Raw genomic sequence first — 17,310 nt, forward strand, 5'->3', positions numbered from 1 at the left:
ACGATTTCTCATACTTAACTCCTTTTACCAGAATCACTTAATTCTGGATAAAGCCCATTTTTTATCAGCCGTATTCCCTGGATTGTTTTTATAGCAGACGTATACATACAATCAAAAGGTAACAAGCATATGCGATTTTTTTTAACAGCTTTTAAGGAGCTGTATTCAGGCTGCTGAAATATATTCCTGATAATATCCTTCTGGGAATCGCTAAAATATACCACAAAAATCACATCAGGGTTTTCTTCAATAAGACCTTCAACCCCTACTCTTTTTTCTTTGACAGGCATACATCCGCCTAATGACCTGACCATATCGCCAACCAGCCAGCCTTCGTCATAATTCATAAAGGCACCTCGACCGCTAACCTCTATAACCATAACCCTCTGCGGAGATTGTCCTTTGACACTTTCTTGGGTACGCTTTAATTCATCTTGAATTTCACGAATCAACCTATCGGTTTTCGGTTCTACACGAAATATTTTTCCCATATCAGCCAGAAATTGCAGCTCATCCTTTATAGTTCCGTAATTCAATATATGATTCGAAGTAGCTACTACATAAGTTTTGATTCCTCTGGCATTCCACCATTGGGTTGGTCTTCTGAGAATAGACGTAAATGTGGATTTCCAGCCCAAAATTAAATCTGGATTAGCTGACAATACTGTCTCTGTATTAAGGGAATGTACTGTTTTTTTCTTTATCTTTGCCATTTCTTCCGGGTATTCTTGCAACAGTCTTTTATAACTCCTGCTACTGGGCGATACAGAGGTTTCTACAATTGAATCACCTAATCCTAAAGCCAACAGAGTTTCCATTGTGTTTAATTCATCTACAACAACGCGCTGTGGCCTATGAGTAAACGTCATTTGAATTTTATTCCTGTTCGAATCATAGGTATCTATAGTAACAGGAGTATATTTACCAATATCTGCACTATTGCCGCCAGCATTAGGTATATATTCCTCGCCATTTACAAAAAACGCGCCTATAAATATTGTTCCCAGTATCGCTGCTAAAAAAAATAAATTTTTCATTTTTATATCCTAAAAGATGCAAAAACAAGCCAAGGATGAAAACCTCAGCTTGTTTTGCATAATCAATTGCTAAAAATTAGAATTTGTACTTAACGCCAAGCATGAAGGAACGACCGGGTTGCGGCCAAGAACCAATACCGTTATAGTAGGTATAAGTATTTTCCCAAGCCTGATTTGTCAGGTTGCTTACTGTACCATAGAGAATCCAATTTTTCTTAAATTCGTAGTTAGCAGCCAAGTCAAGCACGAAGAATCTGTTGCTTGTAAATGCTTCAGTGTTTAAGCCTGTATAGTAGTTACCAAACAGGGAAACGCTCAGTTTGTCATTGTCATAGGTCAAATCTGCAGTATAAATATTCTGCGGACGCAGTTTGTTGATTGCAGTATTGACGTTACCATTTGTCCATGTCAAATCCGGATCAAATTGCATACCATCTTTTGCTTTCCATTCGTCACATGCATGAGAATAGTTCAAATTCAGTCCCAAATGCTCATTAAATTTTTGAGAAATAGTGAAGTTAAAGGATTTTTTATCTTCCTTAGCATTTACATATTTCATTTTGAAATCTTTAACATCCTTATCCCAGACACTAAATCTTGCAATAGCGTTGCTCATTTTGGTGTAATCGTAATGCATGGAAACAGAGGTTTTGTCAGAGAAATCCTTTCTTACGCCAACTGTCCAAACATCACCTTTTTCATCTTCCAGTCCAGCAGGAGCACTACCATTAGTTCTATCATAGTCAGAAACACGCAAAGGTCTGTATACTTTAGTATAGCCCAAATACATGCTTGCTGTATCATCAAAGGCATACTGTGTATTTAAGGTCGGAGTAATGGTAGTTGTAGATTCAGCAGAATTCCACTTTGTACCATCTCTGTCAGTTCGTGAAAAATCACTGTAATAAGAATATCTTACAGACGGTGTAATATCCCAATGATCATTGATGTGAATTTTATCCTGAATATAGCCCAAAACGCTGTCTCTTTCAACTACAGATTTCTGATTTGTTCTGGTAGAGAAGCCTAAGTATTTGGATTTATCATAAGTCCAGGTTGTCAGCAAATCATGAATGCCGACAGATTTTGCAAGCTGGAGCTGAACGCCGTCATTTTTCAGCTCATTGTAATAAGATCTATAGTTTCTTCCTACGTAATTAGTTTTTACCCATTCATCCCATTCCTTAGTAAACGGCAACGGTGCTTTCAGGTCTCCGTCACCACCACCGAAAGATCCCCAATATCTTTCATTTTGTTTGTAATATCTGATAAAGCTTTCCATACCATTTTCCTTATTGAAGGAATAGGTTACATCATAGTTATTCTTGTTGTATGCGTTATATGCACCAGTCCACATAAGCCATAAGTTTCTGTAACCAGGATTATTAATATTGCCATAACGGTCGTTGTGATAATATTGTTTAATTCTTTCCCACTCGGTAGGAGTCAAATATTTATAATAAGGTGCTGTAAACGGATAATCATCGTCACCCTGCAAATGACTGTAAGCTACAGTCAATCTGTGCGTATCATCAAAATCATAGTCAACACGTGCGTTGATAGAATCTTCTTTATAAGCGGTTTGTGCCCATGTATGATTTACACCGGTTAAGCCATCTTTGTAATGAGAGTTACCGCCGGTTTCACGGCGTCCAGACATGAATACCTTTAACTTTCCGTCATCGCTACCACCGGACACAGACATTCCATAGTTACGTTTATTCCAAGAACCAGCAGAATAATCTATAGAACCGGTTGTTTTCTGTCCACCTTTTTTAGTAATGATATTGATAACACCACCTGTAGCATCTGCACCATAAATAGAAGCACCAGGTCCTTTAATTACTTCGATTTTATCGATATTATCCATGCTGGTAATCTGGTTAATATCTACCATTGCCTTAGAACTGGAAGCAGAATTGCCTGCAACTGTACCACCAGCTGTGTTATCCAGACGACGTCCGTCAATCAATACTACTACTCTGGCATCACCATTAATGCTTACAATAGTATGGGTTTGGGTATTACCATATTCGGCGCCTCTATAGCCGCCAGGAGATTGTATCTGTACACCGGGAATAGTTTTTAAAGCATCACCTAATTGCTGATAATGACGTTTCTCTAAAGTTTGGCTGGTAATTACATTAACGTCACCACCAGTACGATAGTAAGATTGCTCAGTATCTCAAACTTCGCAGGTAAAAATCCCCTGCACCCCTTGAAAGTCCAGGCTTTGTAAACAGAAAAATAGCATGAGTCTTGCCAGTTTGGTATAATTATGTTGGCTCAAAAACATACCAAGCACCGGAGGCTCATGCTATGAAAAGTATATCACAAACCACCCAGCAGATGGAATCCATCTCGAAGAAAACTTCGGCGTTCTTCCGTCGTTATCATGTCGGCCAGATTCTGCGCGCGGCCAACGCTTGCAAGCTCAAAGGATTTTCCTCCATTCTCGTTTTCCTCGTGCTCGTAAGCATCATCTTCGAGAACCGCTCGCTCTATATGCAGCGCCGACTTCACGAGGATTCGCTGCCGTTCGGCAAGGACACGGCTTACCGCTTCTTGAACTCCTGCCACACGAACTGGCGCAAGTTCACGCTGCTTCTTGCGGCGCGGATCATCAACGAAACCATCAAGCCGCTGACGGATGCCGGCCGGCGTTGTGCCATCGTCGTCGACGATTCGCTCTTCAGCCGCTCGCGTTCCAAGCGCGTGGAACTCTTGGCGAACGTCTACGACCATGTGAGCCGCCGCTATACGAAGGGCTTCCGCCTGCTCGTCCTCGGCTGGACGGACGGGAACACGTTCCTGCCACTCACGTTCTGCCTTCTTTCAACCTCGAAGGAAAAGAACCGGCTCAATGAGGCCAGCGCATCCGTCGATGCAAGAAGCAACGGCGGAAAGCAGCGCAAGCTCGCGCAGATGGAAGCGCCAGCCGTCGTCCTCAATTTGTTGCAGGAGGTCAAGGCGACAGGAATCCCCGCGCAGTACGTCCTCTTCGACACATGGTTCTGCTCGCCGTCGTCGCTGAAAGCCATCCATGACCTCGGCTATGACGTCACCGCTATGGCAAAGAAGAGCAAGAAGGTGCGCTACCCCTGCGAAGGGAAGATCTCGAACGTCAAGGCCATCTACAAGGAACACAAGAAACGCCGCGGACGCTCGCGTTACCTCCTGTCCGTCGATGCTGTCGCGACGAAACAGGGAGAATCCCTCGTGCCTGTGCGATTGGTCTTCGTGCGGAACCGCAACAAGCGGAAGGATTATCTCGTCCTCGTCACGACAGACCTCTCGCTTTCGGAGGAAGAAGTCATCCAGCTCTACGGGAAGCGCTGGGGCATCGAGGTGTTCTTCAAAGCGTGCAAGTCCTACCTGCGGCTCGGCAAGGATTGTCGTTCCGTCTCCTACGATGCGATGACGGCGCATGTCGCCGTCGTCTGCACACGATATATGCTCCTGGCTGTCGAGGAACGTGAGAACACGGATGGGCGAAGCCTCGGCGAGCTCTTCTATCTGGGGCTTGATGAGCTTCCGGACTTGAAGTACATGGAAGCGCTTCGCCTCGTGTTGCAGGAGTTTGCGGAGCAGCTTCGGGCAGAATATCCGTCAGAAGTCTTGCTGGTCGAATCGCTCTTGGAACGATTCCTGAACGATCTGCCCGCTCTTTGGATGAGTCGTCTGCGTGCACAGAAGTGTGCGTGAATGGCTTTCGACATTCAGTTCAAGCTGATTTATCAAGGCATACGGGATGTTTTCCGTGTGCGAAGTTTGAGTCAGTATTAATATCACCAAATTGATTTCTGACAGCATCAGCCTCAACAATTAAACCATCCAAAGTATAATTATCCAAGGTTTTGTCAACAGTAGTTGCTGCACTTGCGCTTGCACACAGGCCCATTACCATCATCATAGCAGCCGCAGCTGTATATCTTCTCTTCATGTTACTCATACACTTCTTTCTGTAAAATTTGAGTTTCTTGCAAACTCAACGCCTAATACTCATAAAAAAACATTATCAGAACCGCGCACCGTTAATATACGTAAACGTATAGGTCTGCGCCGTTACCCAGTTACTGACACTATCATCAGCAAACGGGCCAAAATTAAGATTCAGCTTGCGTGAAGCTTTAGCTGGAATCTTGCATATCGGGAACTTTACCGGTCTACCAAGAAATTGCTTACGCTCGCCATTTTTATCTGTGTAGGTAACACGCATAATAAAGTCGTTCAGCTTAGTGATAGCTACGTCATTACGCTTGTTGACAAAAGTGCCTGTTACACACAGTTCGCCGCCGTTAACCCATACTTTGGAAGTTGTCCAATCCAAAATCATTTTGTCACTCGATACCTCCGCACCGGCAAGTGCTGGACACATCAGGGCCAAAATTAAGGTCAGCAGCATAAATATCCTTTTCATAGCTCCTCCTTTCTCTCGTAATTCTTGAGCATACTGGGAAAAAATTTATTTTCATAAAAGCATCTGACCAAGCTATCCTTGTTCCGCTTGTCAGATGTTAATATGCAAGAATAATAAATACACTTCATACAAATATTGCAGTCAAAATAAAAGCGCCTTGCCGTACTGTGACAGCAAGACGCACTTATCCCTGGGAAAGCGCAATCCTGTACATCGCAGGTTGTTTGAAAGGCCCTATATCAGGCAGTTCTTCTGGCTCTGCTTCACTGCCAGCCTTGTCTTCCCGGTTTCCCAGTGACTATATAAGGCCAGCTCCACATTACAGCTGCGGGACAGCACAGGTTTTGCACCTGTTTACCTATTAAGTATAAATACACCTGATACGCTTTTATTCTCTTTTTCTCTCGTTAGGTTCTTAAATTTCTATCTGTTATACGCTATTGTATATTCAGCTCTTCGTAATTTAAGATACTGACAGATAAAAATTAGCAAATTATTAATTATGTATATTTGTTTTTTTACTATTTTGAGTTTACTTTAATTACAAAACAGTTTACAGTTAGTATTATAGCACGTTATTCACAAAAACGTCAAGAAAAAAGTGTACAAAGAGCTCTCTCTGTACACAAATAAAGGACTCCGTAATTTTAAAACGAAGTCCCTAATGTTCAAAGCATTATTATATTGTGATTACACGTCAACTAACCTACAACTATATTCTTGCTCTGACGTAATATAGCTCGCCAGCTATCATACAGCTATAAAAATTTTTTATATATTTAATTTTCCAGCATCAAAAAACGCTGCAAAGCCTGCTCCACAATTTTATTTAAGGAAATATTGTTCTGTAATGCGCAAATCGCCGCCTGCCTTACGGCCGACGGCGCTTGCTTCTTTCCCTTATTTTTAGTTCTTTCCCTTATTTTTCCAAAAAATCTTTCCCTTATTTTGGAGGTTATCAAAGCCGGCTTATCTGTTTTTCTGGCGCCGGCCCTTAGCAAAATAATATATACAGGGGCGATTTTCTAATATATTTTCTCTTTACCCCGTACTGCCAACTGTTTACTAACCACTAAACACTATTCACTGATAACTATTAATCACTAATCACTTCTCCGCGCGGTTGATAGCGCAGATGATGCCACGCAGCGCTGCCACGTTGATGTTGGAGTGAATGCCTACACCGAAGATATGGCCATTGTTTTTCTGCTTCAGCTCAATGTAGCAAATACCCTTCGCATCAGAACCCTTGGAAATTGCATGCTCATGATAGTTGACGAATTCGTAGCCATTAATTCCGACACCGTTGAGTGCCTGGAAGAAGGCATCGATAGGACCGTTACCTACACCAACTACACTCTTTTTTTCGCCAGCAACCGAAATTTCACCTTCAAAACGGCTGTGGATGCTGCCGTCAGCTTCATTAAGCTCGGTGAAACGATGACGCAGCAGCTGATATTTGCCGGCAAAGTCGATGTATTCCTTGCGGAAGAGCTGCACAATCTGCTCGCTGGAAAGCTCGTCGCCGTATTCGTCAGCAGCAGCCTTCACGATATTGCCAAATTCAGGATGCATTTCCTTAGGCAGATTGTAGCCGACGGTATGCTGCAGCACGAAGGCAGCGCCGCCCTTACCGGACTGGCTGTTAATGCGGATAACAGGCTCGTATTCACGATGGATATCCGCCGGGTTAATCGGCAGATACGGTACCTCCCAATATTCTGTACCGCTGTTTTTCATGTATTCATAACCCTTGCGGATAGCATCCTGATGCGAACCGCTGAAGGCGGTGAAGGCCAGCTCACCGGCGTACGGCTGACGCTCAGGTACATGCATTTTTGTGCATTCCTCATAAACCTTTTTGATGTCAAGAATATGCGAGAAATCCAGCTCGGGATCAACATTTTGCGTAAACATGTTGAGGGCTACAGTTACGATATCCAGGTTACCGGTACGCTCGCCGTTACCGAACAGCGTACCTTCGATACGGTCCGCACCGGCCAAAAGTGCCAGCTCGGCGCAGGCAACGCCCGTACCACGGTCATTATGCGGATGCACGCTGACTATTGCTGCTTCACGGTTTTTAATATGACGGCAGAAGTATTCAATCTGATCGGCATATGTATTCGGCGTACACATTTCAACAGTAGAGGGCAGGTTGAGGATAATCGGGTTTTCTTTTGTCGAGCCCATTTCCTGCATTACAGCCTCGCAAATTGCCACAGAGAAATCTATTTCCGTACCGGAAAAGCTTTCCGGAGAATATTCATAGCGGATATTCATACCGCTGCGGGCAACCTCTTCTTCCGTCAGCTGGCGGATAAGGCGTGCGCCCTGCACAGCAATATCGGTGATACCGTCCATATCCTTGCCAAAAACAATTTTACGCTGCAGTGTTGAAGTAGAGTTATAAAAATGGATGATAACATTCTTAGCACCGCGTACTGCCTCAAAGGTTTTGCGGATAAGCTCTTCACGCGCCTGCACCAGAACCTGTACGGTTACGTCATCAGGAATATGTCCGCCTTCAATCAGGGTACGCAGAATTTCGTACTCTGTTTCCGAGGCGGAAGGAAAGCCAACCTCGATTTCCTTAAAGCCGCAATCTACCAAAGTGTGGAAAAAGCGAATTTTTTCCGGAATACCCATCGGTGTTACCAATGCCTGGTTGCCGTCGCGCAAATCAACACTGCACCATACAGGTGCTTTAGTAATCGTTTTATCAGGCCATTGACGGTCGGTAATTTTTATTTGTTCAAACGGAATATATTTTTTCTCCTGCTGCATGATTAATTTCCCCCTAGCTTTTCTTAGCGATTATAAACAAAAATCCCCGTCCCTAACCTGTGTTTTTTATAACACAATTAGGGGCGGGGAACAATTCCACGCTGTACCACCCTATTTCAACAGCACTTCAGCAATGCTGTCCTCTCAGCCTCCAACAAGGCCTTTGCCTGTAACGTGACCACACGTCCTTCCCTACATATCGGAAAGGCAACTCCGGGATCAGTATGCATATAACCATTGACATCGCTTTACACCAGCCAGCGACTCTCTTAGCCCATCCGGTCATATCTTCTTCCCTTCACCGTTTTTTTAGGGACGATATTTGATTCGTTGAATGCTATTATACGCATTCCGCTTTTAATTGTCAACACTATTTCTAAAATTAATTTTTTAACAACAATATTGTAAACAATGTAACAGCGTTTAGTGTGCTTCTATCCATAAGAACTTATCCACAGCTTATGTGTTTTACCCACAGATTATCAACAGAGTTATCAACAACTGTGCATAACTTTACCTGCTGCTGATAAGCTTACGAAGTAAATCAACAACAATGATTGAAGTGCCAAACAGGATAACAACGCCCCATTCATGCGCATTCAGTGGTGTTGTACGCAGTACGCGCCCACCAACAAAGGTTAGCAGCACCTGAATTGCAACAATCAGCGCCATTACCTGTAAGAAGCCCTTGTTCAGGCTGATATTCTTTAACAGGTTCAAACCGTCAGTACGCACATTAAAGCCATTGGCTACTGCCATAAAAATGTAGGCGCAGAAGAAGCCCGTGTAGGTATAGATATGGTTATCAGCATCACGGAACAGATGGTCGACCCACGCGCTCTTGTAAAAGGCAATACCGACAATAGTCATATACAGGCCGCTGATAATAACGCTCGTAAGCATCTTTTTGCTGACAAGCGGCGCACTGCGGCGTTTCGGCGCCTCGCGCAGATACTGCGCCAGTGCCGGTTCACCACCGAAGGCGAGCGCAGCTAGGGTATCCATTACCAGATTAATCCACAGAATCTGCGTAATCGTCAACGGCTCATCGATATTGATAAAGGGAGCAATAAAGTTAATAGCCACAGCTGAGAAGTTAATCGTCAGCTGGAAAACAATAAATTTGCAGATAGAATTGTAAATCGTTCTTCCGTACAAAATCGCCTGTTTGATGCTCAGGAAGTTATCGTCCATGATAACGATATCGCCTGCTTCCTTGGCTACCTCTGTACCGCTGCCCATAGCAAAGCCTACATCAGCCTTTTTCAGTGCCGGAGAATCGTTTACGCCATCACCGGTCATACCGGTTACAAGATTCAAATCCTGCGCCAAACGCACCAAACGCGATTTATCCATCGGCAGAGCACGTGCCACTACACGCAGATGCGTCAGCTTAGCTTTGACCTCATCATCGCTCATCTGTGCCAGCTCGTCGGAGGTCCAGACTACATCCTCCGCACTTTGCAGCAGGCCTGCATCCTTAGCAATGGCAACCGCTGTTTCTTTACGGTCACCGGTAATCATTACTACCTGCACACCGGCCTGCTGTACAGCCTTAATAGCCTCCACTGCTTCCGGACGCACGTCGTCACGGATGGCAACAACACCGGCAAGCGTCAGTCCTTTATCCGGCAGGTTATCAGCAGGTACTCCCTCATACGTACACAAGGCCAGCATTCTTATCGCCTGTCCTGCAAGCTTCAGCATTCTGTTATCCAGAGCTGCTTTCATCTCATCAGTCAACAGCAAACGGTAGCCATCTTTTGACCAATACCAATCGGTAGCCTGCAGCAGCTTTTCCGGTGCGCCCTTAATGAGGCAATATGCTGCGCCGCCATCAGCGGGAGCAACCTGCGCCCAGGAATATTTATTGGCGCTGTTGAACGGAATAAAGCGTTGGCGCTGCGGCAGCTGCGGTAAACGATAAGCACCGACATAATTATTTAATGCTGCTTCTGTCATATTACCGCCGACAATCTTGCCGTCGGTAACAGTAGATGATGTATTGATCAGAACCTGCTGACAAGTCAGCTCCTTAAGACGTGCAGGCAATGATGTAAAATCAGTAATTTCCTGTAAATCGCCGGTTAAGAAGCGTACTACCTCCAGCTGTCCTTTAGTAATCGTGCCTGTCTTATCGGTAAACAGCAGGTTTAAGCTGCCTGCAGTTTCAATGCCGACAAGCTTACGCACCAATACATGGTCATGCAGCATTTTGCGCATATTGAGCGAAGAAACTATCGCAATCATCAGCGGCAGGCCTTCCGGTACCGCCATAACAATAATAATAATCGCCAAGATTACAGCCTGCACCAAATCGGCAATTACTGTTGTCATATCGGCAAAATAAGCTCCAAAGCTTCCTGCCAGATATATCTTATGCAGTATTACCGCAACGGCTATCAGTACACCGCCGGCATAACCGAATTTACTTATCTGCTCTGCCAGTCCTTTCAGTTTAAGCTTCAGCGGACTGTCACGTTCTTCATCCTTCAGCTCCTGCGTCAGCTGGCCGTAAACGGAATTATCACCGATCTTCACAGCCTGCATCACAGCGGTGCCTTCTACCACAACGCTGCCACGGAACAGCTTATGTTCATCCAGAAAATCAATTTTACCGTCATCCCATTGGAACTCAGCAGGTGCAACAGTTTTTTTAGCTTCCTCACTTTCACCGTTCAACGCTGCCTGATCCAGCTTCAGGGTTCCTTCCAGCAAAATACCGTCTGCCGGTATTTTATCGCCGGCCTCTAAAATAATTGCATCACCGACTACAACATCATCAATAGCAATTTCATGTGGCTCGCCGTCACGCCATACCTTGCAGCGGATACGGCTGGCCTCCTCCTGCAGCTTTTGAAAGGCATTCTCATTGCTGTATTCGGACCAGGTAGAAACAAAGGTTGCCAAAATAATTGCCAGAAAAATACCTATTGTTTCAATCCAATCGCCATGACCAAGATACACGAAAAAAGCATTTACCAGCAACGCTACTACCAGTATGCGGATAATAGGATCCTGAAAATTACCCAGCAGCTTGCTCCAAAATGTTTCCCGCGGCGGCTGCGTCAACGTATTATCACCGTACTTGCGCCGTGACTCTTCAATCTGCTCCTTGCTTAAGCCATATTTACTCATTTTCTTCCTCCTTTGACTTTACGTCTGCTACTTGTCGAAAATTGCGGTAAATCGTGCAAGTACACTCTTCACCTTATATTATATATTAAAAAAGGGCGAGACAATGCTGTAAAATAAAAATATTTTACAACAAAGTCTCGCCACTTAATTACAAAGCCGGATTCTTCCGAATCGTACTGACGGCAGTGTAAACACCAGCCCTAAAGCTTGTGCCGGCTACTCCCCTTATTTAAGAAAGTACCATATTTTTTTATTCAGCTTATTCAGCCCAAACAGCTTTCATCAGCTTAGGATATTCAGAGTTGAGGTGGTCAACAATAACATCGATTACTGCATGAATCATTTGCGGTACGAATTGATCATCGGTAGAAGGAATGCAGCTTTCAATGATGATGTTGCCTGCTTCATCAGCATAATATTTGAATACCTTGTAGTTTTCGTTCAGAGCGTTCAAGTGTTCCAGAACTGCAGCTTTATTAGCTTCTTTAACCAAGCCTGCGCCTACGCGAACCTGCAGCATTACATAAATGCTGTCATCAATTACTAACATGGTCGGCAGATTTTGACCTTGGATGCCGATAGCGGAACGGAAAACAACAGGATGCATGAAGGATTCTTCCGGAACCTCGTCTGCTTTCGGAACTTCGAAAACATCGCTCCAGTTAATTTTATTTTCCTCAAGGAACTTTTGATACACTTCAGCTTTCTTATTCATCATAAGACCTCGCTTTCATCGTTATAATACTATTATACACTATTATCACTATGTGCGTACTTTTTTTATTAGTAAATATGTTTTCTTTACATAAAATTCACAGCTTATTCGGCCTTTAATTTGAGCGCAAAATCATAACCATACTTTTCCGCAGCCTCAATTTCAGCCTGCTGCGGTGTCCACTTGCAATTAAATCCGGGTTCTACTGCATCAAAGCAGCTTTTTGCGAGAAGCTCTTCCATATCCTTCTGCGCACCACCTGCCCAACCAAAGGTACCGAAGGCTGCAGCCTTTTTACCTTTAGCGCCAAGTCCTTTAAGATAAATCAGCAAAGAGCCCATATTCGGCAGCATGCTGCAATTGAGCGTTGAAGATCCTGCCAAAAAACCGGAGGCGGTAAAAAGCTCTGCTGCTACCGTACTGTTGGGTGTAGCACCCATTTTAAATACTTTAACAACAATGCCGGCATTAGCTGCACCGCGCGCAATTGCCCGCGCCAGCTTTTCCGTACCGCCCCACATGCTGTCATAAGCAATAACAAGGCTGCCGTCCTGTACGCCGCTGCCCCATTCGCTGTAGCAGCGCAGGATATCGGCAATATGCTCGGTCCAGATTACACCATGGGAAGGCGCAATCATTTTAATATCAAGACCGCCAAGCTTTTTCAGCGCATTGCCAATCAGCTTTGCATAAGGCCAGAGAATATTGGCAAAGTATTTTTTTGCTTCGTAGAATAACTCGTCCTGATTTACTTCAGAATCAAAGCGCTTGCTGGTAGCGTAATGCTGACCAAAGGCATCATTGGAAAAAAGAATTTTATCATGCTCACTATAGGTAGCCATACTGTCAGGCCAATGGAGCATTGCCATAGAAGCGAAGGTCAAGGTGCGCTTGCCGATATTTAAGGTTGCTCCGTCCTTAACAACCTCAAAAGCAAAAATATCTCCGTAATGCTGAATAGCCTCTTTTTTGCCTTGCATCGTAATATAGAACTTTGCTTTGGGGCAAGCCTTGGCTAACACAGGCATAGCACCGGAATGGTCAGGCTCAACATGGTTGATGACAATATAGTCAATGGAATCCAACGGTGTTACCTTGCTGATATTGGCAAGCAGCTCTTCGGTAAAAGGCGCTTTAACCGTATCAATCAAGGTGATCTTTTCATCCATAATCAGATAAGAGTTATAGGTTGCACCTCTCTCTGTTTTGTAGCCGTGAAAATCACGCACAGCCCAATCCTGAACACCAACGTCATAAATGTTTTCTGCAATTTGTAATGGGAACATAAGAAAACCTCCTTACAATTTTTCAAGAGTAACCTGACGAGTTGATTTATTTAAGCGTAAAACAAGCTCGTGATATTTATTCAGCGTACTACGATGACCGACACTTACAACAGTAGTCTGCTGTAAACGCTCCTGTAGCAGGCTGTACATATTCGCCTCAGTATCTTCATCCAAAGCAGAGGTTGCTTCATCCAGGAAAAGCCACTGTGGCTGCTGGATATGAGCACGTACAAAGGCCAAACGCTGCTGCTCACCGACTGAAAGCACATGGCTCCAATCAGCTTCCAAATCAAGCTTATCCTTAAGATAACCAATCTGGCACAAATCCATCAGATAAATCAATTCAGTATCATCTATAGGTTTATTTCCCGGGTAATTAAGTGCAGCACGCAGAGTGCCTAAAGGCAGATAAGACTTCTGCGGAATAAACATCAGCTTATCACGCTCCGGCAAAAAGATTTTGCCGTCGACGAATGGCCAGATACCGGAGATAGCACGCAGCAAGGTACTTTTACCGCTGCCGCTGACACCCTTAATCAAAACATTATGCCCCGGATGCAGTGTAAAGCTGATATTTTCCAGGAGTGGCTTTCCGTCCGGCAAATTAATCTGCATATTGTCGACCTCAACAACATCGGCAGCAGCAAAGCGTTCCACATGAAAGCGTTCCGCCTGCTGATAAACATCATGCATATGATGGCCGAAGCAAGTTAAACGCATTACAACAGCCTGCCATTGAGCGATGCTGCTGTACATATCGACAAAATACGAAAGCGAATCCTGCACGCGGCCAAAGGCACTGGCAACCTGCATCAGTCCGCCAAGTGTTACTTCTTTCGTAAGATAACGGTTCATGGCTACAACAAAAGGAAAAATTATAGCGATTTGCGAATAACCGGAATTTAAAAAGACAAGCTGCTTCTGTTTATTAACCAGCTTCCAGAAGTTATCCAAAAGCATTTTAAAGCGTTGTTTGAATACACTGCCTTCCTGTGCTTCACCACGGTAGAAGGCAACGCTTTCCGCACTTTCACGCAGGCGAATCATACTGAAACGGAAATCTGCTTCATATTTCTGTTGGATGAAATTGATTTTTACCAGCTTACGACCGACAATGTGGGTAATATAGGTACCGATTACAGAATAAAGCAACGATGCCCACAGCATGTGGCCGTTAATCGTCCACGTTTTACCCATAAAGGTAAAGCTAAGACTGCCGGAAAGATTGTATAAAATGACAACAAAGGATGCAAACGTACAAAATGCCTTGAGGATACCTATGCCAAAGCTTAAAGTCATTTCGACAAACTGACGCACATCCTCACTGATACGTTGGTCAGGGTTATCAGTATCCTTACCGAACATCTGCAAATTATAATAGGTTTTGTTTTGCAGCCAGATGTCAATAAAGCGTGTCGTCAGCCAGCGACGCCAATTTAAAATAAGCGTCTGCTGTAAATAATATGAGTATACTGCCAATAAGATATAAATGGCAGCTAGCCACGAAAAATGAATAAGCTCGTCAAAAATCTTCTTTGCATCATAGTTTTGTAATGCACTGTAAAAGCTGTTGTTCCACTGGTTAAGCAGAACAAGCATATAAACCACGCCGAGTGTCAGCGCTATAATACAGCCTAATAAAAAGAAAGCCTTTTTCTTCTCTTCTGATTGCCAATAGCTTTTCGTAAGATACCAGACATCCCTAAAAAACTGTCTGGTTAAATTAAAACGTTGCATATACTCAAGACTCCTCTTGTATAGAAATGCTATTCAATTCTTGAACAGTTCTTTTTTATTATACTATAAATATTAGTCTTAGAGTATCGCCAGCAATAAAATTTACATTTTAGATACAAAAAAGAGCTCACACTAATGTGTGAGCTCTTGAAGTTAGCTAATGATTATTTGCCAACAGGACCAATCATAGCCAGCATGGTACCTGCAGCAACTGCAGTACCGATAACGCCTGCTACGTTAGGACCCATAGCGTGCATCAGCAGGAAGTTAGCCGGGTTAGCTTTCTGACCAACTTTTTGAGATACACGAGCAGCCATAGGAACTGCGGAAACGCCAGCGGAACCAATCAACGGGTTGGTCTTGCCACCGTCTACCATGCACATCAGCTTACCGAAGATAACGCCCATAGCAGTACCAGCTACGAATGCAACCAGGCCCAGAACGATGATCAGCAGAGTCTTAGCGTTCAGGAAAGACTCTGCGCTCATGGTCAGACCGGTACCGGTAGCCAGCATAATGGTTACGGTGTTCATCAGAGCGTTTTGTGCGGTGTCGGACAGACGATCCAGGCAGCCAGCTTCTTTGAACAGGTTACCAAGCATCAGCATACCAATCAGAGCAGTTACGGAAGGTAACAGCAGAGAAATAACGATGGTGCACATGATCGGGAAAGCAACCTTTTCAAAGTGAGAAACCGGACGGAGCTGTTGCATAACAATCTTACGATCTGCTTCAGTGGTGAACAGTTTCATGATAGGAGGCTGAATCAGCGGAACCAGAGACATGTAGGAGTAAGCAGCAACTGCGATTGCGCCTAACAGCTGAGGAGCCATTTTAGCAGCCAGGTAGATGGAAGTCGGGCCGTCAGCACCACCGATGATGCCGATAGCAGCAGCTTCTTGTACGGTGAAGCCGAGGAGCATAGCGCCCAGCAGAGCTACGAATACACCGCCCTGTGCAGCAGCACCCAGGAGCAGGGTTTTCGGGTTAGCCAGCAGAGGACCGAAGTCGGTCATAGCGCCTACGCCCAAGAAGATCAACGGCGGGAATACTTCGTGGTGAATACCATACATGATAACGGACATAACACCAGGTTCTTCGAAACCGTTTTTAGGAATGTTAGCAAGAATACAACCGAATGCGATCGGGGACAGCAGCAAAGGTTCGAAACCTTTACCAATAGCCATATAAAGCAGAACCAGACCAACGCAGATCATGATTACGTGACCGCTGGTCAAAGCGGAGAAACCGGAATCTGCCCATACGGAAGACAAAGCAACGATAAATGCTTCCATTTAATATCCTCCCAATTTTCAATTTGTGGAAGGGGCTCTGCGAAAAGCCCCTTCCAAAGATCAAGGGTATTTAAGACTTACTGATATTGCGAACTATCGAGTAAGAATTAGAGAACGATCATAACGTCGCCGGTAGCAACAGTTTGACCTGCGGAAACGCGAACGTCGGAAACAGTGCCATCAGCCGGAGCCATGATTTCGTTTTGCATTTTCATAGCTTCCAGAATCAGCAGAACGTCGCCGGATTTAACAGCGTCGCCAGCTTTTACGTTAATGGACAGAACTTTGCCCGGCATAGGAGCGGAAACGGTGGTTGCACCAGCAGCAACCGGAGCAGCAGCTTTCGGAGCCGGAGCCGGAGCAGCTTTCGGAGCCGGAGCAGCAGCCGGAGCCGGAGCAGCTTTCGGAGCGGAAGCAACAACGCCTGCTTCTTCAACTTCAACTTCGTATGCGGTACCATTTACGGTGATAGTATACTTTTTCATGGATATAATCCTCCTTAAAATCTCGTTTTTTAATTAAAATTGCAAACTATATGCATTAGAAGCATTCTTTACGAACGCTAATAGCTTCAACACGACTGCTTACAGTCCATGCAGATTTAGCATCAATACGACGTACGCAAGCGATTTGATCTGCGCTAACGCCGCAAGCTGCTACTGCTGCAGCGATAACAGCGATAATTTCGCTATCATCTTGAGCTGCTGCAACCGGAGCTGCAGCGGGAGCTGCTGCCGGTGTAGGAGCTACTGCCGGTTTAGCAACTTTTTTTTTAGTCGGATCGATAACTTGGAGTAAGTTCATCAATACGCCCAGAGCGATCAGTACGCCGAATACGATGGTCATATTGATTAAAGCAATCAACCAAGGATTAGTAGTAACAGGACCCATTTAT

At 44.5% G+C, this 17,310-nt stretch carries 13 protein-coding genes, 1 pseudogene, 1 riboswitch and 1 other annotated feature; of the genes and pseudogenes, 1 reads left to right on the forward strand and 13 read right to left on the reverse strand.

What is annotated here, in order from left to right:
* Positions 1-14 precede the first annotated feature (14 nt).
* From M5E81_RS08940 to M5E81_RS11325, 3 genes and pseudogenes are all read right to left on the reverse strand, one after another.
* Complete coding sequence (locus tag M5E81_RS08940; RefSeq protein ID WP_249747307.1) at positions 15-1,037, reverse strand: ABC transporter substrate-binding protein; 1,023 nt, start codon at positions 1,035-1,037, stop codon at positions 15-17.
* 76 nt (positions 1,038-1,113) lie between these two features.
* Positions 1,114-2,742, reverse strand: a complete 1,629-nt coding sequence (locus tag M5E81_RS08945; RefSeq protein ID WP_336604774.1) for a TonB-dependent receptor domain-containing protein — start codon at positions 2,740-2,742, stop codon at positions 1,114-1,116.
* Between the two features lie 99 nt (positions 2,743-2,841).
* Positions 2,842-3,186, reverse strand: a pseudogene (locus M5E81_RS11325) (TonB-dependent receptor plug domain-containing protein); the annotation flags it as partial.
* A gap of 170 nt (positions 3,187-3,356) precedes the next feature.
* Here M5E81_RS11325 and M5E81_RS08950 point away from each other — a divergent pair.
* A complete protein-coding gene (locus tag M5E81_RS08950; protein WP_249747014.1) occupies positions 3,357-4,742 on the forward strand; it encodes an IS4 family transposase in 1,386 nt (461 codons plus the stop codon).
* Between the two features lie 19 nt (positions 4,743-4,761).
* Here M5E81_RS08950 and M5E81_RS08955 read toward each other — a convergent pair whose 3' ends face one another.
* The 10 genes from M5E81_RS08955 to M5E81_RS09000 form a co-directional block, all read right to left on the reverse strand.
* Positions 4,762-4,989 (reverse strand): hypothetical protein, encoded by a 228-nt coding sequence (locus tag M5E81_RS08955; protein WP_249747308.1) that lies wholly within the window; start codon positions 4,987-4,989, stop codon positions 4,762-4,764.
* 66 nt (positions 4,990-5,055) lie between these two features.
* A complete protein-coding gene (locus M5E81_RS08960) occupies positions 5,056-5,457 on the reverse strand; it encodes a hypothetical protein (protein WP_249747309.1) in 402 nt (133 codons plus the stop codon).
* A 225-nt stretch (positions 5,458-5,682) separates the two neighbouring features.
* Positions 5,683-5,853: riboswitch (cobalamin riboswitch) on the reverse strand.
* 711 nt (positions 5,854-6,564) lie between these two features.
* Positions 6,565-8,244 (reverse strand): 2-isopropylmalate synthase, encoded by a 1,680-nt coding sequence (leuA, locus tag M5E81_RS08965; RefSeq protein ID WP_009144782.1) that lies wholly within the window; start codon positions 8,242-8,244, stop codon positions 6,565-6,567.
* 76 nt (positions 8,245-8,320) lie between these two features.
* Positions 8,321-8,555 (reverse strand) — a binding site (T-box leader).
* Positions 8,556-8,757: 202 nt separating this feature from the next.
* Positions 8,758-11,382 (reverse strand): calcium-translocating P-type ATPase, PMCA-type, encoded by a 2,625-nt coding sequence (locus tag M5E81_RS08970; protein WP_249747310.1) that lies wholly within the window; start codon positions 11,380-11,382, stop codon positions 8,758-8,760.
* Positions 11,383-11,641: 259 nt separating this feature from the next.
* A complete protein-coding gene (locus M5E81_RS08975) occupies positions 11,642-12,100 on the reverse strand; it encodes a type III secretion system chaperone family protein (RefSeq protein ID WP_009144784.1) in 459 nt (152 codons plus the stop codon).
* A gap of 101 nt (positions 12,101-12,201) precedes the next feature.
* On the reverse strand, positions 12,202-13,383 hold the full coding sequence (locus M5E81_RS08980) for an FprA family A-type flavoprotein (RefSeq protein ID WP_009144785.1): 1,182 nt from the start codon (positions 13,381-13,383) through the stop codon (positions 12,202-12,204).
* A gap of 12 nt (positions 13,384-13,395) precedes the next feature.
* Entirely contained in the window at positions 13,396-15,120 is a 1,725-nt protein-coding gene (locus tag M5E81_RS08985) for an ABC transporter ATP-binding protein/permease (RefSeq protein WP_249747311.1), read from the reverse strand.
* 164 nt (positions 15,121-15,284) lie between these two features.
* Positions 15,285-16,415 (reverse strand): sodium ion-translocating decarboxylase subunit beta, encoded by a 1,131-nt coding sequence (locus tag M5E81_RS08990; protein ID WP_249747312.1) that lies wholly within the window; start codon positions 16,413-16,415, stop codon positions 15,285-15,287.
* Between the two features lie 107 nt (positions 16,416-16,522).
* Entirely contained in the window at positions 16,523-16,900 is a 378-nt protein-coding gene (locus tag M5E81_RS08995) for a biotin/lipoyl-containing protein (protein ID WP_249747313.1), read from the reverse strand.
* 55 nt (positions 16,901-16,955) lie between these two features.
* Positions 16,956-17,306: an OadG family protein gene (locus M5E81_RS09000; RefSeq protein ID WP_009145659.1), complete on the reverse strand. Its 351-nt coding sequence runs from the start codon at positions 17,304-17,306 to the stop codon at positions 16,956-16,958.
* Between the last annotated feature and the right edge of the window lie 4 nt (positions 17,307-17,310).

This window comes from Phascolarctobacterium succinatutens, assembly GCF_023497905.1.
Lineage (GTDB): Bacteria > Bacillota > Negativicutes > Acidaminococcales > Acidaminococcaceae > Phascolarctobacterium_A > Phascolarctobacterium_A succinatutens.